This window comes from Enterobacter sp. R4-368, from assembly GCF_000410515.1.
GTDB lineage: Bacteria > Pseudomonadota > Gammaproteobacteria > Enterobacterales > Enterobacteriaceae > Kosakonia.
The window spans coordinates 2237988-2260527 of record NC_021500.1; the positions used below are offsets into that span (position 1 = coordinate 2237988).

General features: G+C 53.8%; 24 protein-coding genes. 9 read left to right on the top strand and 15 right to left on the bottom strand.

Features of this window, described 5'->3' with window-relative positions; all coding sequences use genetic code 11:
- Positions 1-17: 17 nt before the first annotated feature.
- The gene (locus H650_RS25730) at positions 18-185 is read right to left on the bottom strand and encodes a hypothetical protein (protein ID WP_020455223.1); all 168 of its coding nucleotides are present in this window, start codon (positions 183-185) and stop codon (positions 18-20) included.
- 165 nt (positions 186-350) lie between these two features.
- Between H650_RS25730 and H650_RS10410 the strand changes: the two genes are divergently transcribed.
- Complete coding sequence (locus H650_RS10410) at positions 351-1043, top strand: class I SAM-dependent methyltransferase (RefSeq protein WP_020455224.1); 693 nt, start codon at positions 351-353, stop codon at positions 1041-1043.
- 4 nt (positions 1044-1047) lie between these two features.
- Here H650_RS10410 and H650_RS10415 read toward each other — a convergent pair whose 3' ends face one another.
- The 4 genes from H650_RS10415 to budA form a co-directional block, all read right to left on the bottom strand.
- Entirely contained in the window at positions 1048-1815 is a 768-nt protein-coding gene (locus H650_RS10415; RefSeq protein ID WP_020455225.1) for a class I SAM-dependent methyltransferase, read from the bottom strand.
- A gap of 130 nt (positions 1816-1945) precedes the next feature.
- Positions 1946-2716 carry a (S)-acetoin forming diacetyl reductase gene (locus H650_RS10420; protein WP_020455226.1) on the bottom strand — a complete coding sequence of 257 codons (771 nt, stop codon included), beginning with the start codon at positions 2714-2716 and terminating at the stop codon, positions 1946-1948.
- A 16-nt stretch (positions 2717-2732) separates the two neighbouring features.
- The gene (alsS, locus tag H650_RS10425; protein ID WP_020455227.1) at positions 2733-4412 is read right to left on the bottom strand and encodes an acetolactate synthase AlsS; all 1680 of its coding nucleotides are present in this window, start codon (positions 4410-4412) and stop codon (positions 2733-2735) included.
- A gap of 22 nt (positions 4413-4434) precedes the next feature.
- Positions 4435-5214: an acetolactate decarboxylase gene (gene budA, locus H650_RS10430; protein ID WP_044489487.1), complete on the bottom strand. Its 780-nt coding sequence runs from the start codon at positions 5212-5214 to the stop codon at positions 4435-4437.
- Positions 5215-5321: 107 nt separating this feature from the next.
- Here budA and H650_RS10435 point away from each other — a divergent pair, with 107 nt between their 5' ends.
- Positions 5322-6194, top strand: a complete 873-nt coding sequence (locus H650_RS10435; RefSeq protein ID WP_020455229.1) for a LysR family transcriptional regulator — start codon at positions 5322-5324, stop codon at positions 6192-6194.
- Between the two features lie 31 nt (positions 6195-6225).
- On the opposite strand, the gene H650_RS10440 is transcribed toward H650_RS10435, so the two are convergent.
- The 3 genes from H650_RS10440 to H650_RS10450 are packed head-to-tail and all read right to left on the bottom strand — an operon-like array spanning position 6226 to position 7287.
- The gene (locus H650_RS10440) at positions 6226-6582 is read right to left on the bottom strand and encodes a TehB family protein (protein WP_020455230.1); all 357 of its coding nucleotides are present in this window, start codon (positions 6580-6582) and stop codon (positions 6226-6228) included.
- 23 nt (positions 6583-6605) lie between these two features.
- Positions 6606-6944, bottom strand: coding sequence for a DUF1869 domain-containing protein (locus H650_RS10445; RefSeq protein WP_020455231.1), 339 nt, complete (start codon positions 6942-6944; stop codon positions 6606-6608).
- 10 nt (positions 6945-6954) lie between these two features.
- Positions 6955-7287, bottom strand: coding sequence for a TehB family protein (locus tag H650_RS10450; RefSeq protein WP_020455232.1), 333 nt, complete (start codon positions 7285-7287; stop codon positions 6955-6957).
- Positions 7288-7497: 210 nt separating this feature from the next.
- On the opposite strand from H650_RS10450, the gene H650_RS10455 reads away from it, so the two are divergent.
- The gene (locus H650_RS10455; RefSeq protein ID WP_020455233.1) at positions 7498-8085 is read left to right on the top strand and encodes a flavin reductase family protein; all 588 of its coding nucleotides are present in this window, start codon (positions 7498-7500) and stop codon (positions 8083-8085) included.
- Positions 8086-8123: 38 nt separating this feature from the next.
- Here H650_RS10455 and H650_RS10460 read toward each other — a convergent pair whose 3' ends face one another.
- The 5 genes from H650_RS10460 to H650_RS10480 form a co-directional block, all read right to left on the bottom strand.
- The gene (locus tag H650_RS10460) at positions 8124-9212 is read right to left on the bottom strand and encodes a pectinesterase family protein (protein WP_020455234.1); all 1089 of its coding nucleotides are present in this window, start codon (positions 9210-9212) and stop codon (positions 8124-8126) included.
- 10 nt (positions 9213-9222) lie between these two features.
- A complete protein-coding gene (locus H650_RS10465; RefSeq protein WP_020455235.1) occupies positions 9223-10806 on the bottom strand; it encodes a rhamnogalacturonan acetylesterase in 1584 nt (527 codons plus the stop codon).
- Positions 10807-11045: 239 nt separating this feature from the next.
- Positions 11046-12080, bottom strand: coding sequence for an ABC transporter ATP-binding protein (locus tag H650_RS10470; RefSeq protein ID WP_020455237.1), 1035 nt, complete (start codon positions 12078-12080; stop codon positions 11046-11048).
- Between the two features lies 1 nt (position 12081).
- Entirely contained in the window at positions 12082-13656 is a 1575-nt protein-coding gene (locus H650_RS10475) for an ABC transporter permease (RefSeq protein WP_020455238.1), read from the bottom strand.
- Between the two features lie 21 nt (positions 13657-13677).
- Positions 13678-14694 carry an iron ABC transporter substrate-binding protein gene (locus tag H650_RS10480; protein WP_020455239.1) on the bottom strand — a complete coding sequence of 339 codons (1017 nt, stop codon included), beginning with the start codon at positions 14692-14694 and terminating at the stop codon, positions 13678-13680.
- Between the two features lie 341 nt (positions 14695-15035).
- On the opposite strand from H650_RS10480, the gene H650_RS10485 reads away from it, so the two are divergent.
- Together H650_RS10485 and H650_RS10490 are read left to right on the top strand one after the other, a co-directional pair.
- A complete protein-coding gene (locus H650_RS10485) occupies positions 15036-15263 on the top strand; it encodes a hypothetical protein (RefSeq protein WP_020455240.1) in 228 nt (75 codons plus the stop codon).
- Positions 15264-15574: 311 nt separating this feature from the next.
- Positions 15575-17764, top strand: a complete 2190-nt coding sequence (locus H650_RS10490; protein WP_020455241.1) for a TonB-dependent siderophore receptor — start codon at positions 15575-15577, stop codon at positions 17762-17764.
- 284 nt (positions 17765-18048) lie between these two features.
- Here the strand turns inward: H650_RS10490 and H650_RS10495 are convergent, their stop codons facing one another.
- Complete coding sequence (locus H650_RS10495) at positions 18049-18528, bottom strand: hypothetical protein (protein WP_238328391.1); 480 nt, start codon at positions 18526-18528, stop codon at positions 18049-18051.
- A gap of 436 nt (positions 18529-18964) precedes the next feature.
- On the opposite strand from H650_RS10495, the gene H650_RS10500 reads away from it, so the two are divergent.
- The 4 genes from H650_RS10500 to fucR all read left to right on the top strand — a co-directional run bounded on the left by H650_RS10500 (position 18965) and on the right by fucR (position 22290).
- Positions 18965-19522 carry a DsbA family protein gene (locus H650_RS10500; RefSeq protein WP_020455243.1) on the top strand — a complete coding sequence of 186 codons (558 nt, stop codon included), beginning with the start codon at positions 18965-18967 and terminating at the stop codon, positions 19520-19522.
- Positions 19523-19588: 66 nt separating this feature from the next.
- Positions 19589-20452, top strand: a complete 864-nt coding sequence (gene yghU / locus H650_RS10505) for a glutathione-dependent disulfide-bond oxidoreductase (RefSeq protein WP_020455244.1) — start codon at positions 19589-19591, stop codon at positions 20450-20452.
- Between the two features lie 132 nt (positions 20453-20584).
- On the top strand, positions 20585-21571 hold the full coding sequence (locus H650_RS10510) for a sensor domain-containing diguanylate cyclase (protein ID WP_020455245.1): 987 nt from the start codon (positions 20585-20587) through the stop codon (positions 21569-21571).
- Complete coding sequence (fucR, locus tag H650_RS10515; protein WP_020455246.1) at positions 21568-22290, top strand: L-fucose operon activator; 723 nt, start codon at positions 21568-21570, stop codon at positions 22288-22290. Before H650_RS10510 ends, fucR begins: the two co-directional genes overlap by 4 nt.
- Here fucR and hybG read toward each other — a convergent pair.
- Positions 22281-22535, bottom strand: a complete 255-nt coding sequence (hybG, locus tag H650_RS10520; RefSeq protein ID WP_017457498.1) for a hydrogenase maturation factor HybG — start codon at positions 22533-22535, stop codon at positions 22281-22283. The genes fucR and hybG overlap by 10 nt on opposite strands.
- Positions 22536-22540: the final 5 nt, after the last annotated feature.

Sequence of the window (22540 nt, forward strand, 5' to 3'; positions counted from 1 at the left end):
TCACCAGGTGAAAGCGCTCATTTTTCATCGTAAATCCATACAGAAGGATGATAATCAAGACCATAAAGCAGGCCGAACGGGATCAGCAGCGCAACATGGCGCCCCGAGTCATATTCCCCCTCTTCTGTCTGTAATGGCAGCGTCGGGGTAAGGCGATTAAGCCACTGTTGCAGCAATGTCTTCATCAGCGCGTTCTCCAGCAAAGGTTGACGAGCTCAGTTAAACGCAAAGCGCGCCATAACCAAAACGATCATTTTTGCACTGGTTTGCCGAAAAACGCATTTGGCTTGCGCCATCTCATTTCATGTAATATTTTAAGTTACATGATTATCAGCCATCCCGGAGATAACGTGGTGCAGAATACGAACGACATTTTTAACAGCGAATTCTCGCGCCAGTACGATGCTTACAACGAGCGGCTGGGCGAAATTGCCAATAATCTGCACCTGCTTATCTCTCTGTTGCTGAAAAAAATGCCGCATCAAGCGCGAATTCTCTGTGTTGGTGTCGGCACCGGCAGCGAAATCATCCGCCTTGCGCAGCACCATCCACAATGGCGCTTTACCGGCATTGATCCCTCGCCGGATATGCTCGCAGTCTGCCAGCAAAAGCTCGACCAGGCGGGCATTGCCGACCGCTGCACATTACATGAAGGTTATCTTAATGAGCTTCCCGCCAGCGGCGATTATGATGCGGTACTCTGTCTGCTGGTGACTCACTTTATTCAACATCCGCAGCGCGATGGCATCTATTCACAAATGGCTAGCCAGTTAAAACATGATGGACGTGTGATCACGGCGGAAATCGCCGGAGACATGCACAGCCCGGCGTTTGATGAACAGCTCGAAGTGTGGACAACCATGCACGAAACCGCCAGCCAGGCACCGCGCGATATGGCGGAAATCAAAGCGCAACTGTCGCAGCGCCTGCTGCTGTTGCCCGCAGAAACCACGGAAGCACTGATTGAACAGGCTGGTTTTACCCCGCCACAGCGCTTTTTCCAGTCGCTGCTGATCCATGGCTGGACAGCGCGCAAAAGCTGAGCTGTTACGCCTTGTGCGAACAGCAGGCAATGTAGTTTAACTGGCGGCGATTTGCGCGGAAAAAGCGGAACATGCCGAGAAAACGCATCCGGTTATCACGTGTCCGTAAGCCATTAAAAACTATGCGCAGTGCACGCGCGAAACCTTCATCACGGATCAGCCCAACGGGCGACATCAACGACATTGCTCCGTGGCGCGTATCTACCGCGGCAAAGCCATTGTCGATAAACAATGTTTTCCAGGCCGCTTCTGTCAGCGGGCTGACATTCGATTTCACTACCTGCTCCAGTTGTGATTGGTTATCTGTCGCCAGCCCGCTGCGCATAAACATAATGTCGTGCGTCAATAAACGGCCGCCGGGTTTCAGCACGCGATAATATTCGCTGATGAGTTTTGCTTTCGCTTTGTCCACATACATGGTCAGCATTGCTTCGTTAATCACCACATCAAAGGTGTTATCGTCGAACGGCAGCTTATTCGCATTGGCTTCGCTAAGATGTATAGAGTTGTCGAGACCGGCAGAAATCACATTTTGCCGGGCCTGTGCGAGCGCGTTTTTATCCATGTCGATGGCGTCGACCATACAGCCAAAACGCTGTACCAGTTCAATCGAGGTGGTGCCCATATTGCAGGCGACTTCCAGCACCCGGCTCTGCTCATTTAGCGGTACCTGGTTAAACAACCATTCGGTTGCTTCCACCCCGCCGGGGCGCAAACGCGTTTTCCCGAGGCTCGCCAAAAAGGTATGCCCTGCTTTATCACTGTCGGCCATCGGACTCTCCTCATCATAACGTGCATTTGTTATGCAACTTATCACAACAGTGTGGAGATGAGAATGGCTTTCATCAACAAAAAAGCCCCTGCGTTGTCGCAAGGGCAAGGCTGTGTCCGAGCCATAAAACTTAGTTAAAGACCATACCGCCATCGATCAGCAAAGATTGACCGGTCATATAGTCGGAATCTGGCCCGGCGAGGTACGAGACGCAGGCGGCAACGTCTTCTGGTTCCGAAAGACGCCCAAGCGTAATGCGTTTGGCAAACTCCTCCGTGCCATACCCCAACGGTTTACCGGCCGCTTCCGAGACCTGGCGGTCAATCTCCGCCCACATCGGTGTTTTCACGATGCCCGGGCAGTAGCCATTGACAGTAATGCCAAGCGGCGCGAGATCCCGCGCGGCGGTTTGCGTGAGCCCCCGTACGGCGAACTTGCTGGAACTGTACACGGCCAGTTCCGGGTTGCCGACATGCCCGGCTTGTGAACAGGCGTTGATAATTTTGCCGCCGTGTTTTTCCGCTTTGAAGGCTTTTACCGCTGCCTGGATACCCCAAATCACGCCTTTTACGTTGATGTTATAAACCTTATCCACCACTTCTGGCGTGATGGACTCAATCGGTGTCGAAGGCGCAACACCGGCGTTATTCACAATCACGTCAAACCCGTTCAGTTTGGTTCTGGCCTCCTCTACCGCCGCAAACACTTTGTCGCGGTCAGAGACATCCACCGTCACCGCAATCGCGCTGCCATTGCTGCTATTAATTTCGTCAGCCACCGCTTTTGCCGTTGCGGCGTTGTAATCGGCAACAGCGACGGCAAAGCCATCTTTCGCCAGACGCAACGCAATGGCTTTACCAATTCCCTGACCCGCTCCGGTCACAAATGCAACTTTTTTCATCATATCTCCTTGGTTTTCAAAGAATCTGGCTAAGATTGAGCTGGCCCATCAGCAGCGGGTTATCGCTGTAATCAACCGGGATGGCGACCACCGCCGGGCCATCCGTATCCATTGCCGCACGCAATGTGGGTTCCAGTTCTGCCGTACTTTCGACAGCGAACCCTTTGGCGCCAAACGCTTCGGCATAGGCTTTAAAATCGACCGGGCCAAAATTAACGCCAGAAAGGCGCTGGTATTTTTTCTCTTCCTGAATGGCCACCATGTTGTAGGCGTTATCGACCCAGATGATATGGAGCACATTCGCCCCGAGGCGCACAGCGGTTTCCAGCTCCATGCTCGATTGTAAAAAGCCACCATCGCCGGAAACCGACACCACTTTGCGGCCCGGGTTGACCAGCCAGGCGCCAATCGCCCATGGCAGCGCAACGCCCATGGTTTGCTGACCGTTGGAAATCATCACCTGACGGGCGCGGAAGCTATAGAGATAGCGCGCAATCCAGATATGGAAACTGCCCATATCGACGGTCAGCGTGACATCGTTATTCACGATATCCTGCATCGCCCGCACAATACGCAGCGGGTGAATAGCGAACTGGCAGAGCTGTGCGCCCTTACGGCTGAGCAGTTCCCGCTGGTTGCGGCGCTCAATCAGGATCTCTGAGGCGCGCGGCGTGAGGATCAGCGGTTTTTCGATTTTCGCGGCCAGTTTGTCGAGCGTGCTGGCAATGTCGCCAACCAGTTCGCAATCCGGCACGTAATTGCGTTCTTCATAAGCAGGAAGCACATCGATATGAACCAGTTTCGCGTCACCGGTGTTCCACATTGATGGCTCATATTCCACCGGGCTGTAACCAATACAGATAATCAGATCCGCCAGGTGCAGCAGCCGATCCCCGGCCTGGTTATTAAATAACCCCACACGTCCGGCAAAGCGGGTGAAATGTTGCTGATTAACCGCGCCTGCCGCCTGATACGTGCTGGTAACCGGAATATGGCTTTTTTCCAGCAACTGATGCAGCGCCGAAATATTCTCTTCACGGCTTGCCATCAACCCGAGCAAAAACACCGGGTTTTGCGCCTGCGCGATAAGTTTCGCCACCTCGTCAATCGCCGCATCCGGCGCGGCACCTAACTGCGGCACACCGCTGGCGGGTAAGATAGTGCCGCTCGCCGGTTGGTCGGCAATATCTTGCGGCAGACTGACAAACGCGCTGCCCGGCCGCCCCTGCTCGGCGGCGCGAAATGCATTGGAGACCACTTCGGCAATCGCGTCGGAGGAGGTTATCTCTACCGCATATTTAGTGACGGGGTTAAACATCGCCACCGTGTCCATGCTCTGGTGCACCAGCTTGGCTTTATCCGCGCGTTTCACCGCGCCGCCCAGCGCCACCACCGGGTCGCCTTCGCTGTTGGCGGTCGCCATACCGGTAATCAAATTGGAACAGCCGGGGCCGGAAGTGACCAGCGCGACGCCAGCTTTACCGGTGATACGCCCGACCGCCGCCGCCATAAATGCCGCGTTCGCTTCGTGGCGCACCGGAATAGTTTGAATGGTTGAATCAAGAAGCGAATCAAACACTTTGTCAATTTTGGCACCAGGAATGCCAAACACATGTTTCACTCCCTGCGCTTCCAGTTGTGCCACCACCATATCCGCACCGTGCGACCATTGATGTTTACGGTTTTCTTTGTTCATCATTTACTCCTTTAAATGGCTCTCAGCTCTCAACCGAACGGATGGCAGCATCCAGATTATCCGGGTGTAAATTCGCGCGAAGAAACGCCGCGTCTGCAGGCAGGTCGATCATCAAATGGTGGATTTCTCCAAATGTCAGCGTGCCGCTTTCAAGCTGGTAATCCAGCAGGTGTCCGCCGCCGTGACGATCGTCCGTAATAAAGTGCTCGTGATAGCCGGCCACATTAATGCCCTGCATATGCTGGGGTGTGCGGAACCCGACCAGCACGCCATCGCGCCCGTTAAAACGGAACACCGGTTGATCATCAAGCACATCGGTCATGGCGCGATAAGGCTGCGTCTGGCGCGGAACGGTGCGAGTGTGTGCATGGCGAAAATGGCCATCAATACGCAGCGCGCAGAAAATGTTATCGGAGGGGATCGCTTTATCGATGATGTCGTGCAGTTGCTGGCGGCTGGCTGGTTTGTCGAGCTCAACGCGATGCTGCGGTTTAAACCAGGTCATTACCGCGAACGGCGTTTTTTGCTGTGGGCTAGCCTCACGGGCACTGCCATCAGCACGCAACTGGTAAACCTCACTATTGAACGCAATTAATTCGCCATCCAGCTCGTTAAAAGTGCCAAGACCAAAATCACCGTGATTAAGTAAATCCTCAATCGTGGTATTTCCTTCGTAAACACCGCTTAATAGCGCACTCATTAGCGATGTTTGATATATCACACATTCTGGGCGAGTTTCTGAAAAGGCACGAAATGTTTCCCGTAGACTTTCCTCGCAAGAACAACCGGTTAGATGACTCATTATCCTTTACCTCGCTGAGCAGTCGTTTAGAAAAGCTGATTAATTATTGACGCGATTCAGCGATAGATTCCAATATACAAAGCATCAGGGTTTGAGATGTTTTTAATATGGAACTCCGTTATCTACGCTATTTTGTTGCCGTTGCGCAGACGCAACATTTCACCCGTGCCGCAGAAATGCTGGGCATGTCGCAACCGCCATTAAGTCAGCAAATTCGTCGTCTTGAGCAGGAAGTGGGTACACCGCTTTTTTACCGGCAAACTCGCGGCGTTGAGCTCACCGAAGCGGGTGAAGCGTTTTATGAAGATGCCTGCCAAATCATCGCGTTGAGCGATGCGGCAATGGAAAAAGCGAAAGGAATTGCGCGGGGAATTAATGGAAAATTATACCTTGGCGTGACCAGCTCCAACGCGTTTCACACGCAGATTTTTTCCGCGCTTCGCCAGTTTCATCAAAGCTATCCGCAGGTGGCGCTGTATCAAAAAGAGGACAATATGGCGACGCTGATGCAGGAGCTGGAAGAGGGGCTGATTGATGTCGCCTTTGTGCGCCTGCCGTGCGAAAACAGCAAAATGTTCAACCTGAAATTGATCGATGAAGAACCGATGGTGCTGGCGTTACACCGCTCGCATCCGCTTGCCGCGAAAGCAGATATCTCGCTTAACGAATTGCAGCAAACACCGTGCATTATCTTCCCTCAGCAGGTCGCACCGGGTCTGTATGAACTGGTGTACAACGCCTGTCTGCGCGCGGGTATTGATATGGAAAATCAGCAACAAGCGTCGCAGTTCTCCTCTTCGCTGAGCATGGTGGCCGCGGGTTTCGGTTTCGCCATCGTTCCGCAATCCATGGCCTGTTTCAGCCACCCGCAAGTGACATTTCACCGGATGGCGGAACAGACATTAAAAACGGATGTGGCGCTGGCGTGGCGCAAGTTCGAGCGATCGCCTGCTGTAAAACGGTTTATTGAGAACTTTTAAAAACGCCCGCCGCAAAGCGGGCGTGAATTGTTTAGCTGCGATGGGTATTCACAACCTGGCCAATCCCCTTCCCTTCCAGCGCTTCGTTGGGGTCGGCAAAGAAATCGATATTGAAGTAGGTGTCATCGGTTAACAGTTCAATATGGTGCCAGTATTGCGGCGGGCTAATGCCAAAATGCCCGGCTTCAATCACCACTTCCACTTCCGGCGTGGTGTCATGCTCACTGGCAAAACCAAAATATTTCACGGCCCCCTGCATCACCGACAAACGACCATAGACCCCTTTTTTGGTGTTGTGATGGGTGAGCAGCGCCTGTGGAACCGTCTCTTTCGTCCAGAAAGGCGTTGAGCGGGTATGACGGAAATGAACAGGAATTTGATGCGCCATAATACCTCCTGAGGCCGCTTCGATTACCAGCCGCACACGTTAGTTTCTTCGTCCGATTCATAGCCGCGAACGATATTAATCAACTCTTTCACCGCGTCTGCGGCATTAAGCGGATCTTTCAGCTCATTAAGCGAGGAAAACTCTTTATCCACTGAAACCCCGTTATTATTGTTAGTCACCGTCAGGATAATTTCACTGGAACTTTCTTTATCGTCAGTAAGACCCGCAATCAGTTCCGCAACCGCCTGTACAGCAACATCAGGAACATATAACGACATTGGCTTGAGATAGACCTTTTCCTGCGTCTCATTGTTAGCACGGTTAGAAACTGCTAAAGAATAACCTTTGTTTTCAGTCGTCATCAGAATTACCTCAGCCTTCAATCAAAATTTTCGGGTCAACATAGAAATCGACGCTAAATATCGTATCGTCGCTTAATGCTTCAATGTTGTGCCATTTTTCCGGCGGGAAAACGCCAAATTCACCGGCATTAATCGTTAATGTCTCTACCGGTTGTGGGCTGGTTTCATCGGCGTAACCGTAATAGCGGATCGTCCCTTGCAGCACACTCAAACGCGGGTAGACGCCCTGGCGTGTTCCGGCATCGAGATGGCGTTTCCAGATGGACGCCGGGGCGGTTTCTTTGGTCCAGAACGGCGTCGAACGGGTGTGGACATAGTTCGCGGGTATCGCAATTCGTTGCATGTTTCATCCTCTTTGTGTCTCAGCAAAGCAGGTTTGCCGGGAGGGGGAAAAGCATTTGTTGCATATGATATACCTGTTTTATAATTTGTGGACTACTTTTTTTAGGGGTTATTTCCGCTGAATTTTATTACTCAGAAAGGGTTATTGATAAATACACCATGACGGGGGAAAAATGACAGATAATTATTTATAAGCAGGAATCAACGCGCAATGAAAAGCAAATCCAAACTCAATTCTTTTTATTATGGCTTTCCCGTTTTTTTAGTCACTACGCAAGATAAAGATGGCAACACAAATATTTCAGCGGCATCCTCCTCTATTTCTCTGGGCGAGAAACTGATTATTGGCATCAGCAAAGGCGGTAAAACCTACAATAATTTATTGGCCGGTTCAGACGCCGTGATCAATATTCCCGATCACACGCTTTGGGAAAAAGTGGAACAAATCGGCAAACTTACCGGCGGCGATAGCCTGTCGGAAAACCAGACCAAGTGGGGCGTTGAAATCTGCCACGATAAATTCGCCAAAGCCGGGTTACACACAGAAGCCTCTGTCGATGTCGCGCCGCCGCGCGTTGCCGAGTGCCCAATCCAGGCGGAATGCCGCTTAGTTTCCACCAGCGATAAAGGCCGTTTTATGTTGGCTGAACTGGATATCGTGAACTTATGGGTTGAAAACGCGCTGTTAAATGAAAATGGCATTGTTAATTCAGGCAAATGGAAACCGCTGATTTTCAATTTCCGTGAATACACGACCGTTGGCGATACGCTCGGGTTTAACGTGAAATACGGCAACTGATCTTCATAAATTGCCCCCGCTCACGGGGGCATAATCCTTTACTCCAGCAGCGCGTTATCCCAGCCGCTGAAAATCGCCGCCAGATTATATTGCGCGGCGTCCGCCTTGCTTAACTGGTATTTCGTACCGCCCTGCCCGGCGCCCGGACCACGGTTATCAAACTCATAAAAACGGCTGTCTTCCGGATAAAACCAGATCTTCTCCCCGGCTTTATCTTTGCCGGACATTTTATCCCAGCCGTAAATATGGTCGTCGATTTCGCAGTTGATAAATGCCGCCAGGCCAATGGCGTTCGGATCGGCATAGCGCCCGTCGCTGAATTGTGTTGTCGGATGCCACGGGCGACCCAGCGCGAAACTTTTCGCCGGAACGCCCGCTTCTTTGCTGATCTTGCTGTTGATGATCAACAAGCCAAACTTCTCATCCGCCTGCGTCGCGGGCGCGGTGATATAGCCATACGGCGGGGCAATATCATTGCGGTTACGGGCGATAATCTCGCAGCGGTCAAACACCGCAATGCCGGGGCCAAAGATAAAGTCAACGTGCCCGCTCACTTCGCAATCGGTGAAATAACTGCGGCTTCCGCTCTTGCTGTAAAAGGTGTCCTGGTAACCTTCGAGCCGGACATGGCGGAAACGCGCTTTATCGACATTTTCCGACACCATCAGCGCCACCGCCTGCGTGTCTTTCAGCTTCTTCGCATCACCATCCGCCAGCGCGGCATTGGCCGGGAAATCAAAGCTATTGCGAATGGTCAGGTTCTCAATGGTTACGCCAGAGGCACGCACTTCCACCGTGCTGGTGCGCCCGGTGCCGAGCTTCTGTCCGTCACTGCCTAATGCACCGGCGGGCGTATTTGCCTCAATCTGCGTTTGCTCTCTGGATTGCCCCACCAGCGTGACCGGTTTTTCAATCACCAGCCGTTCATTCCAGCGCCCCTCTTTGACCAGGATCCGCCACGGCGTACCGCTGTCAGGCGCGGCGGCCAGCGCCTGGCTGATGGTGGCGAACTCACCGGCTTGCGGCGCGGTGGAGACAATGGCGTTCCACTCGCTCGCCTGAGCGGAAACGCTGATACACGCCAGCAACAGCGCGGAATAGTGCAGTGAACAGTGCAGTGTTTTCATCGGTCTCTCCTTAGGGTTTTAGTTTGTCAGCAAGCGAGGTCAATTCAGGTGTGGTCCGGATTAGATCAGCTACCATCGATGCGACAGCTTCTGCACCTTGTTGCTGGAAATGGGTGGTATCAGGATTGCTGCGAATTCCGGAAGTTTGCGTTTTATACCAGGGGTAGCGCGGGTCGTTCACATCCACAGCCAGCCAGTAATCCATCCAGTCGCTGGCGTGAGCATTGGCGAAATCGATGGTCGCTTTTTCCAGATCAATAAGCGGCACGTGGTTGCGTTGGGCGGTCTGTTTGATGGTGTCGATGTAGTTTCCGGCAAAGCGGTAACCCGGCTTTTTCACCGTGTAATGACTGCTGACCACCACATCGTCGGCACCCTGCTGAAAAGCCGTTTTCCCGGCGCGGTTTTTTACCCGCGTGGTTGGTGTCAACAGCACCGGCGTCGCGCCCGCTGCACGCGCCAGCGTGATATAGCGCTCCAGCGAGTGCTGGAACGACAACAATGGTTCCCCCGGTGGAAACTGCGGATTGCCGCTGGCATCATTGGGATAGGTGCAGAGGTTTTTCACGTCGGCCGCGCCGCGCACCGCTTTATCGCCATCGCAATTTTGATCGTTATGACCATGGGCGATAAAGACATAGTCGCCAGGGCGCAAATCACGCGCCATTTGCTGGTACCAGCCTTCGTTGTAGAAATCGCGGCTGGAGCGCCCGGAACGCGCACCGTTAAGCACCACAACGCCGCTGTCGGCGCGAAACACGTGCTGGAAAACTTGCCCCCAGCCCATGCGCGGTAAACGGGCGACTTCATAGGTAGCGGCGGTGGAGTCACTGACCAGCAAAATACGCGTTTTCGCGCTACTGATAGCCTGCCGGTCGCGTAGCGCACGCGGCAAATCTAACGGTTCCCACGGCCCGCTGTTCTGTAAACCGACAATCGGACGAAAGGCGCTGTCGGTCAGCACTGCCGCGCCCGCCTCGCCGCTGTTGTTGTCATAGTTGCGATTGTGGTTAATCACCGACAAAATCCGCGCCATACCGTTGCCGGTGCGAATGGGCGTCTGCACCGGATCGGCGGTTTGCGCATTCAGGCCAGATAAACGCAACGCGTCGGCCATGCCATGCCGAAAGTTAGCCAGCGGCCCGGCCAGCAAACCGGCATTCAGCTTGCTGTTATCACCGCGTTCAACCCACTGCTGTGGGCCGATATAGCCCAACTGACCGGCCACTTCGGAGACCAGCCTGTCGGTAAAGGGGGTGATATTAGCGGTATTACGACGCTCTTTTTGCAGCGTAATCCGTAGCGAGGCCATGCAGCGCGCCCGCGGTTCATCGCTTCGCAAACACGACTCAGCGCCGCCCGTGCTCTGGGTGGTGGAAAGGGTTAACGGTGGTGTGAGGGCATCAACCGCCAGCGAATAGCGTCCATCGCTGCGCGTTTTGGTGGTAAGGCGCTTGCCTGAACTGTCGGTCACCGTTACCGGAGCGCCCGCCAGCGGCGCGTCGGCGAAAACCGCGCCTTCAAGTATCGTTGCCGCATTCGCCATTGCTGGCAGGCAACAAAACAGCACACTAAGTCCCAGAGGGTATTGCATGGATCATTCTCCTGAAACAGGTTCTCCCGGCAGGCTGCACCGGTGTAATCGCGCGTTTCTGTTTCTGGAAAATGTGGCCAAGAGTGAACGCCATCAGGCATTACGGGTCAACAAAGGCTTTTATTTTTATGGCTATACAAAACGAAACGAAGTTTTACACATGTGAAAACATCGTTTTGAGATCGGTCTCAAGAATATGACAATTGATAAACAAACCCGGCGTTAACCGGGCATCACATTCAGCGGGGGAATACGCGGGCGCTACCGTTAACCTGCAGATTCACTTTCATGCCAGGTCGCCAGTCCGGGCGGGTGATGGCTTGTAATGTCAGGCGTTCGCCGGTTTGCGAAAACAGCAGCGTCAATGACGAAAGGTATCCGGCAAAATCCATATCGATAATTTGTGCCTGCGGGTAGGTTTGATGCTCATCGCACGGCACCACACTCACCTGTTCCGGGCGCAACATAATGCGATGAGCGCCAGAAAGCGCCGGGTTATCCACCGCCACATCGCCAAGCAGACAGTGCGCACGCCCTTGTGCCACATCAGCAGATAGAATCAGCGCATCACCCAAAAACAGCGCCGTCTCCTCATCAACCGGTTGCGAATAGACCGCGAACGGCGATCCCACCTGCGCAAAGCGGCCGTGGCGGATCACCACAATCTGGCTGGCGAAGGAGAGTGCTTCTTTCTGATCGTGAGTAACCAGAATGGATGCAACACCGGCTTCAGTCAGCAAATCCGCCGTGGCTTTACGCGTGGCGGCGCGCAGGCCAGTGTCCAGCGCCGAAAACGGTTCGTCGAGCAACATCAGCGCCGGTTTCTGCGCCAGCGCTCTGGCCAGCGCCACACGTTGCTGCTGACCACCGGAGATCTCATGCGGCCAGCGCGCCGCCAGCTTGCTGTCCAGCGACACCATCGCCATTAACTCATCGACACGGCGTTGCTTCTCGTGGCGCGAACCTTTAAGCCCCCAGGCAATGTTTTCGCCGACGCGAAGGTGCGGAAACAGCGCGCCTTCTTGCGGCACAAAGCCAATGTTGCGTTGGTGAGCCGGGACAAACTGGCCATCGCCAAACAAGGTTTTTCCCTGCAACTCGATACGCCCGCTGTCCGGCATTTCAAACCCGGCGATCAAACGCAACAGCGTGGTTTTCCCCGACCCGGACGGGCCGACAATCGCCGTGCGGCTACCCGCAGGAATCACCAGATTGACGTCATCCAGCACGCGCGCAGCGGCAAAGCTTTTCGAAATTGTTGCCAGTTCTAACATCTTAAAGACCCGAAAGTTTTTGTGATTGCTTATACAGCAGGCCGGTCAACGGCAAGGAGATCAAAATCATCAGCAACGCATAAGGTGCCGCCGCCACGTAGTCGATCTCGCTGGTCAGCGCCCAGAACCCTGTCGCCAGCGTGCGCGTACCAAGCGGGGAAAGCAGCAGCGTGGCGGTCAGTTCCGTGCTCACACCCAGAAAGACTAATGCCGCCGCGGTGGAAGCACCCGGTGCAGCCAGCCGCAGCGTAACACTCACCAGCGCTCTGCCAGGCGAGGTGCCAAGGCTTTGCGCCACCTGTTCCAGCTCGACCGGCGCTTGCGCAATCCCGGCGCGTAAGTTGATTAACGCTCTGGGCATAAACATCAACAGCCAGGCGAGAAACAGCGTTACTTCGGTCTGGTAAATTGGGCGCGCGTAATGAATGGTCACGGTAACCAGCGCCAGCGCCACCACAATGCCGGGCAATGCGCTGGTGATGTAATTACAGCCTTCGAGAAAGCGAAATACGCGGCGCGGATGGCGCACCGAGAGCCACGCCGTCGGAATGGCGAACGCGGTGGTGATCAGCGCCCCGCAAACGGCCAGAAAAAGAGTCTGGCGCAGTGAAAGCCAGAGATCCGCGCGGTGCCAGTTATCAAACCCGCCGAGCCACAACCAGCGGCCGAGCACAGCAATCGGCGTACCGAACGACAGCGCCACCGTGCACGCCGCCAGCAATAACCCCAGCCCGCAGCCCCAGCGCCCAAGCGCGCGGCGTTGTTGCTTGCGCGCTGACCCAGAGCCCACCCGCGCATAGCGCGCTTTGCCGCGCGCCGCCGTCTCCAGTAGCAGCAACGCCAGGCAGCAGAGCGCCAGCACACCGGCGAGCATATTTGCAGCCGGGCCGCTGAACGTTGACTGAAACTGATCGTAAATCGCGGTGGTGAAGGTATCGAAGCGGATCATCACAAACAGGCCATATTCCGCCAGCAAGTGCAGCGCGACCAGCAGCGCACCGCCACAAAGCGCCAGCCGGAGCTGGGGCAAGATCACGCGAAAAAAGATCCGCCACGGCGGGGTGCCAAGCGATGCCGCAACATCCTCAAGGCTGGGATCGAGGCGGCGCAACACCGCCGCGACCGGCATATAAATAAACGGAAAATAGGCCAGCACGGCGATAAACACCGCCGCGGGTAATCCATTAAACCCTGGCAAAACGCTCACCCAGGCATAGCTTTGTACAAACGCTGGGATCGCCAGTGGCGCAACCGCCAGCACGGCCCATATGCGCCGGCCGGGCAGCGACGTTCGTTCAGTGAGCCACGCCAGCGACGTGCCAAGCGCGACGCTGGCGGGTACAGCAAGTGCAATGAGCCAGAAGGTGTTGACGAGCAATTCACCCACACGCGGGCGAAAAATGAGCGCCTGCACCGTCGCCCAGCCGGTATCAATACCGACACCGATGACAAAACCAACGGGCAGTAAGGCCAGTGCCGCGACAAAAAGGGCAAATACCACCAGCACCCGCGAAGGGCGGTGCCGGGCGGCATGGCTGGCCGCATTGCTAGCCGCCGGGAGACTTAAACTGGACATCAGGCACTCTTTCCTGCGTGATTACAAAAGACCGGCTTCGGTCATTAACTCGCTGACTTTTTTGCTGTTAAGCGCAGAGGGTTCCACTTTCGGTGCGTCTAATTGCGCCAGCGGAACCAGTTTTTCGTTAGATGCCGCGCCTTCCCCTACTGCGTATTCAAACGCATTGTTGGTACGCAGCATCTCCTGGCCCTGCTTGCCGGTTATCCATTTGATAAACGCCTGCGCCTGTTCCTGGTGTTTGCTGGACGCTAAAACGCCGCCGCCAGAGATGCTGACGAACGCGCCAGGATCCTGATGTTTAAAGTAGTGAAGCTGAGTGTTTTTGCTGTTCTCGCCGGTTTTCGCCTGATCGACAAAGTAGTAGTAGTGATAAATCACGCCGCCGTCGATTTGTCCGGCATTGACCGCTTTCATCACCGTGCTGTTGCCTTTGTAAGGCATAAAGTTGGTTTTCATCGCTTTCAGCCAGTCGAGCGTGGCTTTTTCACCTTTCAGGGTCAGCATCGCGCTGACAATGGCCTGGAAATCAGCGCCTGAAGGCGACGCCGCCCAGCGGCCTTTCCATTCCGGTTTGGCTAAATCCATGATCGACGCAGGTAATTGCGAGGCGGAGAGTTTCGCCGGGTTATAGACAAAAACGGTGCTGCGCGCGGCAATACCAATCCAGCGACCATGCGCCGGACGGAACTGCGCCGGAACTTGTTTCAGCGTATCCGCATTGAGCGGCGCAAAAAGCCCGGCGTTGTCGACCAGCGTCATCGCCGGGGAGTTTTCCGTCAGAAACACATCCGCTGGCGAAACGTTGCCTTCCTGCACCAGTTGATTGCCCAGCTCCGTGTCGCCGCCGTTACGCAACGTGACTTTGATGCCGGTTTCTTTGGTGAATTCGTCGACCCAGGATTTGGTCAGGTTTTCGTGCTGCGCGTTATAGACCACGATACCGTCGTCGTTATCGGCGGCGAGCGCCGCGGGAGCAGCAAAAACTGAAGAGATGACCAGTGCAAGTGAACAGAGCGGCAAAAAGCGGTTCTTCATCATCATTCCTTTTAAATTATGTGTAACAGTCAGCACATACGAGCCGGGGTGGATTTTAATCGTAGCGGAAATGAAATGAGAATCAAAACTATTATCAGAAGAATGAGTTTGAAATTAAATATCATCAAAAATTAAAAAATGAATTAATCCACTAATTCACAATTGCAGGATACGCAGAAGATTAAGACAACCTTAACATCAGGTTAAATGTTTCACATATTATCAATCCAGCGAATCAGACAACCGTGGCTATCTTTTCCATGAATAACAAATTAACATCAGATTGAGTGGGTTTAATACCAAACATCGCAAAACAACCTGCACAGGTAAGACAAATTATTATGAAAAATAAAAAGATAGATACAATGGCAAAAGTGGCTATGCGCAGCAGGGGATTGTCTGTAAAAGAAAAGCGCGTGCGTTATCAGGGTAAGATATTTACCTTTAAATATGTTTCAGGCCACTATGAAATCTTTTTCGAAGGCGAAAAAGTGGACGCCATCGAAACAGATAACATCAATCAGGCGATTGCGGATTTTAAAGAAAAGCATAACAAAACGAAGCGCTAACCCACGGTAAAATACCTTTTCACTTGCCGTAAACGCATCAAGCAATAAATACCAGCAACCTTATTATACCGGGCGGTATCGTTATCGAACCCGGTGCCCTCCCCGCCCTTTGTCTGTTCAGATTCACGTTCAAAAACCCTAAAAATATCATGGAAATCACCGGGTTATTCCAACATTTTTTTACATAAAGCGTTTACTTGGTAACGATAATTCATATCATCTTGATAATCGCTATCAACAAATAGCGATATTGCTTGCGGCCGGGAGGATCAGCGCCGCCGTACTTCTGTTAAATCAGGATCACCATAACAATGAAATCTCGTTATCTTTGGGCATTAAATCCTTGTTTATTGATGATGTTTTCCGCTCACGCCTCGGCGGAAGGTCAAAAAGAAGAGACACTGGTGGTTGCCGCCAGCCGCGCAAACCACAGCGTTACGGATATGGCGCAAACCACCTGGGTCATTGAACAGGCTGAGATTGAGCAGCAGGTTCAGGGCGGAAAAGAGTTAAAAGAGGTGCTGGCGCAGCTAATTCCCGGGATGGACGTCAGCAGCCAGGGACGCACCAATTACGGTATGAATTTGCGCGGCCGTTCAATGATGGTGATGGTCGACGGTGTACGTCTGAACTCGTCCCGCAGCGACAGCCGCCAGCTCGATGCTATCGATCCGTTTAACATTGCGCGCATCGAAGTGATTTCCGGCGCAACATCGCTGTACGGCGGCGGCAGTACCGGTGGTTTAATCAATATCGTCACCAAGAAAGGCCAGCCAGAAACCGAGGTTGAGTTCCAGACCGGCACGAAAAGCGGTTTTAACAGCCATAACGATCACGACGAGAACATCGCGGCTGCGGTCAGCGGCGGTAACGATAACGCGTCGGGTCGCCTCTCGGTGGCGTACCAGCGCTATGGCGGCTGGTACGACGGCAAAGGCAATGAAGTGATCATTGATAACACGCAAACCGGTTTGCAGTACTCAGACCGCCTGGATGTAATGGGTACCGGCACGCTGAATATCGACGATCATCAGCAGTTACAGCTCACCACGCAGTATTACAAAAGCCAGTCTGACGGTAAGCACGGCCTTTTCCTTGGCGAAAACTTCTCGGCGGTGCGCGGCTCCGGCAACGCTTACAACAAAAGCAATCTTGATTCCGACCGCATCCCCGGCACCGAACGCCACTTAATTAACCTGCAATACGCCAACAGCGATTTCTGGGGCCAGGATTTACTGGCGCAGATTTACTACCGTGACGAAAGCCTGACCTATTATCCCTTCCCGACGCTTTCCGGCGGCTCGGTGACCAGCATTGGCGCATCGCAGCAAAAAACCGATTTCTACGGCGGCAAACTCACTCTCAACAGCAAACCGCTGGAAGATCTGACATTGACCTGGGGCGTGGACGCCGAACATGAAACCTTCGATGCCAACCAACAATTTTTCAATCTCAGCAACGCCGCCGCCAGCGGTGGGATGAAACTGGATAACGCTTATAACGTCGGGCGCTATCCCGGCTACAGCATCACGAACCTCGCGCCGTTCCTGCAAAGCAGCTATGACATTGCGGCCATCACCCTGAGCGGTGGCGTGCGCTACCAGTACACGGAAAACAGAGTCGACGACTTTGTGGGCTACGCGCAGCAGCAAGCCATCGCCACCGGCAAGGCGACCTCGGCAGACGCGGTGCCAGGCGGCAAAACGGATTACAACAATCTGCTGTTCAACGCCGGCATCCTCGGTCATCTGAGCGAACGCCAGCAGGTGTGGTTTAACTTCTCGCAAGGCTTTGAAATCCCGGACCTGGCGAAATATTACGGTTCCGGCACCTACAAGCTGGAAAACGGCCACTACCGTCTGGTTAACAGCGTCAACGTGAACGATTCGAAGCTGGACGGCATTAAAGTGAATGCCTACGAGCTGGGCTGGCGCTTCACCGGCGATAGCCTGCGTACGCAGATCGCCGCGTACTACTCGCTTTCGGATAAAACCATCAACATCAACAAAAGCGACATGACCATCAATATTGAAGATGATCAGCGTCGTATTTACGGTGTGGAAGGTCAGGTCGATTACTTCTTTAGCAACAGCGAGTGGAGCACCGGCGCAAACTTTAACGCCATCAAGTCGCAAACCCGCGTCGATGGCAAGTGGCAGAAACTGACCGTGGATAGCGCCAGCCCGTCGAAAATGAGCGCGTGGGTCAACTGGGCGCCAGGCGACTGGACGTTACGCCTGCAAAGCACGCAGACCTTTGATCTTTCTGACGCCGATGGGAAACATATTGACGGGTACAACACCGTTGACCTGCTCGGCAGCTACCTTCTGCCCGTCGGTAAGTTGAGTTTTAGCGTTGAAAACCTGCTGGACGAAGATTACACCACCGCGTGGGGACAACGCGCACCGGGTTTATACAGCCCAACCTACGGCGCAGCGGGTTTATATACCTATAAAGGCCGCGGCCGTACGTTTGGCCTGAATTATTCCGTTCTGTTCTGATGAGATGTGCCGCCTGTATTTCAGGCGGCACATTGCGTTTTATTCATGCCCAATAAAACGCAAACAAGCCGATATCCTCAGCCATTATTCTGCTGAAAATATATCGTGCTGTTTTTGCCTTAAGCCAAATAGATGACTGAGGCTATTCTATTTTCCGGTCAGCGAATGCGTAATATAAGATATATTGAATCAACAACCGCTAAATATAAGATCCAGATATAGATACCGGATTACTACCGCTAACGTTAATGCCCCTGAAATAAGACAGATTTTACGGGAGATTTTTATTGCATATCCGTCGGTTCAGATTCGCCCGCCGATATCTGCTCGTGCTGCACGGCCGCTTTCGCGTCCTGTTCGTGTTGTTCAGCCACGCGTTTCTCTTTCTGTAACTGCGCGGTGGCTAACTCTTGTTGCGTTACTTTTTTACCCGAAAACGCATCAACCATTTCCGTTCTGCCGTCCGGATATTTAACGATGGTCACCAGTCGTCCGCCGAATTGCGGAATACCGGTCATCGCCAGTGAATAATCAATTTCATGATTTTCCACCTTTTTCTTTTCCTGAACCTGCTGCTCGGCTTTTATCTCGTTGCTGTGTTTGTGCTTTTCTGCGCGGCTGGAGAGCGTCACTTTGGTGCTCTCATCATGCGAAGCGCTATTTGCCGCGCCGTTATCCGTATGAGCCGCCGATTTATGGTTTGTGTTTTCTTTTGTTGTGGCAAGGTGCGGGCTTGCCTGAATCGCCTGAATCTCCTGCATCATTATCTCCGCTATCAATGACCAGATATTCCGCCAAATGACTCTGCCTGAGCCGAAAAAAAGATCCTCATAACGATTATCGACAGGCAAAAGAAACAGATTAATAACAAATAGCGCTGAAGCTGGATGATTTACATACAAAAATTAAATAAGCACGCGATATTTAATAAAACAATAATTTTACTTAAATCAGTTGGATATTAAAAAATATACGTTAAGTCAGGGCATATAATTAAAAGCGGAAGCGCCGCCCATTTTTATCACTAAATTTTAACAAACGAATGTCCATGTCAGCGCGCAACGTTTTAACGCCCGCATCGGCAAAATAACGCGACCGTTTTACTGCTTAACCGCATCGGCGGCAAAGCGACTTTCCCCTGCCTGCGGCATGCTGCTACTCTTTGAAACGCGAAAAAATATAAAATATCAGGAGTGAAAAATGAGCCAACAACCGCTACATGCCGCCCCGCTCAGTTGGGGTCACGGCCCACGCACGTTCGAGGTATTTATCGAACCTACTTGCCCTTTTTCTGTACGCGCGTTTAACAAACTGGACGCGCTGCTTCAACAGGTCGGCGAGGATAACGTCACGGTAAAAATCCGCCTGCAATCACAGCCGTGGCACCTGTTTTCCGGTGTGATTATCCGCTGCATCCTCGCGGCATCGACGCTTGCGGACGGCAAAAACGCCGCGCGTAAAGTGTTGCAAGCGGTTGCCGATCATCGCGAAGAGTTTGAATTTACCGACCACTGCAGCGGCCCGAATATGCACGCCACGCCCCAGCAAATTATTGAACGCATCGAACAGTACAGCGGGGTGAAGCTGGCAGAGGCTTTTGCCCGCCCGGAACTGCAAACCGAGATCAAATGGCACAGCAAATACGCGCGCCAGAATGGCATTCATGTTTCGCCAACCTTTATGGTTAACGGGCTGGTGCAGGCCGACCTCGGTAGCGGCGACGATATCAACGTCTGGGCGCAGCGTATTCTCGCCTGAGGCGACTGCTACACTGCTTTGCAGGCGCTTAACTTCTTCAACACATCAACGAAAAGGCAGGCCAAAATGTCAGACAACTATCAGCCCCCCAAAGTCTGGACGTGGGATAAATCCGGCGGCGGCGCGTTTGCCAATATCAACCGCCCGGTTTCCGGCCCAACGCATGACAAAACATTGCCGGTCGGCAAACACCCGTTACAGCTCTATTCGCTCGGTACGCCGAACGGCCAGAAAGTGACCATCATGCTGGAAGAGTTACTGGCGAAAGGCGTCAGTGCCGCAGAGTACGACGCGTGGTTGATTCGCATCGGTGAAGGCGATCAGTTCTCCAGCGGTTTTGTCGAGGTTAACCCGAACTCCAAAATCCCGGCGCTGCGCGACCACAGCACCACACCGCCGACGCGGGTGTTCGAATCCGGCGCGATCCTGCTCTATCTGGCGGAAAAATTCGGGCACTTCCTGCCAAAAGATCCGGCAAAACGCACTGAAACGCTGAACTGGCTGTTCTGGCTGCAAGGTTCCGCACCTTTCCTCGGCGGCGGTTTTGGCCACTTCTATAACTATGCGCCGGTGAAGATCGAGTACGCGATCAACCGCTTTACCATGGAAGCCAAACGCCAACTGGACGTGCTGGATAAGCAACTGGCACAGCACACATTTGTAGCCGGGGATGAGTACACCATCGCCGATATGGCCATCTGGCCGTGGTACGGCAACGTGGTGCTGGGCAATGTCTATAACGCGGCGGAATTCCTCGACGCGGGCAGCTACCAAAACGTCCAGCGCTGGGCGAAAGCGATTGCAGAGCGCCCGGCGGTGAAACGTGGGCGTATGGTTAACCGCACCTTCGGCGAGCCGAGTGAGCAACTGCACGAGCGCCACGACGCCAGCGATTTCGACACGCAAACTGAAGATAAACGCAACGCCTGATCTTGCCCACCGGGCGGCATTCCGCCCGGTTTCTCCCGCCTTTCTCCACACCTTCTGCTCTTTTTTTCACACCATATTTACATAACAGAAATAACTAGTAAGAATGCCTTTTATTTACCCGTAGCCCGCCAAATGTCTGAAAACGCGCTAAAACAGCAGATCCAGAATCTGAAGAAGCACAACGCCCGGCTGGTGCGGATCGCGCGCGATGCGCGCAATAAACTCAGCGCCGCGCTCGACGGCACCGGACTCTGTTTGTGGCAACTGGATGTGCCAAGCGGCAAGCTCATCATCTTTAACCGCCGCTGGGGAGCAATGCTTGGCTATCAACCCAAAGCACTGAGCGCCCATTTTGATGTCTGGCGCGAACACCTGCATGAAGATGACCGGCAACGGGTGCTGGATGCGTTTTATGACCATTTGCACGGCAAAACCCCGTTTTACGAAGCGTTGCACCGCATGCAGCATAAAAATGGCACCGTGACCTGGGTGCTCGATCGCGGTCGCGTCACCGACCGGGACGCCAGCGGCGCGCCGCTGAAAGTGACCGGCACGCACATTGATATGACCAAAGAGAAGCAGTACGAAGAGCAACTGGCTCTGCTTGCAAACCACGATCCGCTGACCGGCCTCGCGAACCGCCACGCGCTGTTGCAACACTTCGCTGAACTCAATCTTGCCGGGCCGCTGTGTGTGGCATTTATCGATCTCGATGATTTCAAAGCGGTAAACGATACGTTTGGTCACCGCAGCGGCGATGAGTTGCTGATCCAGCTCAGCCAGCGCCTGCGTACTGCCTGCCCGGAGGGAACCGTCATCGGGCGGCTTGGCGGCGATGAATTTGTTCTGTTGCTGCCCTTTGCGCTCAACAGCCTGCTGATTAACAGTACAGCGCATAGCTGTTTGCGTGCCATTCTCAGCCCCTTCGAGCTGGATAATGGCGAGGCGTCGGTAGGCGCATCGATAGGCATTGATGAAGTGCAAGCCGGGGATGATTTCGTTAATGCGCTGATGCGTGCCGATCGCGCGATGTATCACATTAAGCACACCGGTAAAAACGGCGCGGCTATCGGCAAAATACTGATTTCGCTCTCGCCACGGCATGAGGAAACGCCATGAAGCACGCGCGCCAGCAAGCGATTCTGCAGCTTCTCACCAGCCAGCACAGCATCACAACCCAGGCGCTGGCGGCGCAGCTGAATGTCAGTATTGAAACCATTCGCCGCGATCTCAACGCGCTGCAAACGGCGGGGAAAATTGTGCGTCGCCACGGTCTGGCGCGCACATTGCACGCAGCGTCGCATGATGACGGGGAGCCGTTTCGCGCCCGGCTAAAAAGCCATTACGCGGATAAAGCCGACATCGCCCGCCACGCACTGAACTGGATAGAAGCCGGGATGACGCTGGCGCTGGATGCCAGCTCTACCTGTTTTCATCTGGCGCGGCAGTTACCGGATATCCCGTTGACGGTGCTGACTAACAGTCTGCCGGTGTGTCAGGAGATGGCGCGCCGCGAACAGATTGAACTTATCTGCTCGGGTGGCCGTCTGGCGCGCACGGAGCGCTGCTATGTGAACCCGGCTCTCGCAAGCCTTCTGAAATCGCTGGAGATTGATCTGTTTATCTTCTCCTGCGAAGGCGTGGATGCGCGCGGCGATATGTGGGATTCCACCCGCCACAATGCGGCGTTCAAAGCCCAGCTGTTACGCCGGGCGCAGCAATCATTGCTGTTGATTGATAAGAGTAAATTCTATCGCGCCAGCGAAGCGAAGATCGGCAATCTGGCGCAGGTCACGCAGATGGTGACCGACGCGAACATCGACGCGCTTCAGCGCTGAGGGGCAAACGCTTCGATCTCCATGTTGCGCAACGCTTCCAGTGTTGCCAGCGCTTCGTGTTCATCAATCACGCTCATCGCGAAACCGACATGCACCAGCACCCATTGTCCCAGCAATTCACGCGGTGAATCCTCGCACACCAGCGCGATATTGACGTCGCGGCGCACGCCGCACACATCCACCTGCGCCAGTTGATGAAAATCGTCGCCAACGGCCACCACCTGCCCCGGTACGCCTATACACATCGTTG

Coding starts and splice junctions, on each gene's coding strand:
- H650_RS25730 (WP_020455223.1), bottom strand. CDS start 185: ATGAAGACATTGCTGCAACAGTGGCTTAATCGCCTTACCCCGACGCTG.
- H650_RS10415 (WP_020455225.1), bottom strand. CDS start 1,815: ATGGCCGACAGTGATAAAGCAGGGCATACCTTTTTGGCGAGCCTCGGG.
- H650_RS10420 (WP_020455226.1), bottom strand. CDS start 2,716: ATGAAAAAAGTTGCATTTGTGACCGGAGCGGGTCAGGGAATTGGTAAA.
- alsS (WP_020455227.1), bottom strand. CDS start 4,412: ATGAACAAAGAAAACCGTAAACATCAATGGTCGCACGGTGCGGATATG.
- budA (WP_044489487.1), bottom strand. CDS start 5,214: ATGAGTCATCTAACCGGTTGTTCTTGCGAGGAAAGTCTACGGGAAACA.
- H650_RS10435 (WP_020455229.1), top strand. CDS start 5,322: ATGGAACTCCGTTATCTACGCTATTTTGTTGCCGTTGCGCAGACGCAA.
- H650_RS10440 (WP_020455230.1), bottom strand. CDS start 6,582: ATGGCGCATCAAATTCCTGTTCATTTCCGTCATACCCGCTCAACGCCT.
- H650_RS10445 (WP_020455231.1), bottom strand. CDS start 6,944: ATGACGACTGAAAACAAAGGTTATTCTTTAGCAGTTTCTAACCGTGCT.
- H650_RS10450 (WP_020455232.1), bottom strand. CDS start 7,287: ATGCAACGAATTGCGATACCCGCGAACTATGTCCACACCCGTTCGACG.
- H650_RS10455 (WP_020455233.1), top strand. CDS start 7,498: ATGAAAAGCAAATCCAAACTCAATTCTTTTTATTATGGCTTTCCCGTT.
- H650_RS10460 (WP_020455234.1), bottom strand. CDS start 9,212: ATGAAAACACTGCACTGTTCACTGCACTATTCCGCGCTGTTGCTGGCG.
- H650_RS10465 (WP_020455235.1), bottom strand. CDS start 10,806: ATGCAATACCCTCTGGGACTTAGTGTGCTGTTTTGTTGCCTGCCAGCA.
- H650_RS10470 (WP_020455237.1), bottom strand. CDS start 12,080: ATGTTAGAACTGGCAACAATTTCGAAAAGCTTTGCCGCTGCGCGCGTG.
- H650_RS10475 (WP_020455238.1), bottom strand. CDS start 13,656: ATGTCCAGTTTAAGTCTCCCGGCGGCTAGCAATGCGGCCAGCCATGCC.
- H650_RS10480 (WP_020455239.1), bottom strand. CDS start 14,694: ATGAAGAACCGCTTTTTGCCGCTCTGTTCACTTGCACTGGTCATCTCT.
- H650_RS10485 (WP_020455240.1), top strand. CDS start 15,036: ATGAAAAATAAAAAGATAGATACAATGGCAAAAGTGGCTATGCGCAGC.
- H650_RS10490 (WP_020455241.1), top strand. CDS start 15,575: ATGAAATCTCGTTATCTTTGGGCATTAAATCCTTGTTTATTGATGATG.
- H650_RS10495 (WP_238328391.1), bottom strand. CDS start 18,528: ATGATGCAGGAGATTCAGGCGATTCAGGCAAGCCCGCACCTTGCCACA.
- H650_RS10500 (WP_020455243.1), top strand. CDS start 18,965: ATGAGCCAACAACCGCTACATGCCGCCCCGCTCAGTTGGGGTCACGGC.
- yghU (WP_020455244.1), top strand. CDS start 19,589: ATGTCAGACAACTATCAGCCCCCCAAAGTCTGGACGTGGGATAAATCC.
- H650_RS10510 (WP_020455245.1), top strand. CDS start 20,585: ATGTCTGAAAACGCGCTAAAACAGCAGATCCAGAATCTGAAGAAGCAC.
- fucR (WP_020455246.1), top strand. CDS start 21,568: ATGAAGCACGCGCGCCAGCAAGCGATTCTGCAGCTTCTCACCAGCCAG.
- hybG (WP_017457498.1), bottom strand. CDS start 22,535: ATGTGTATAGGCGTACCGGGGCAGGTGGTGGCCGTTGGCGACGATTTT.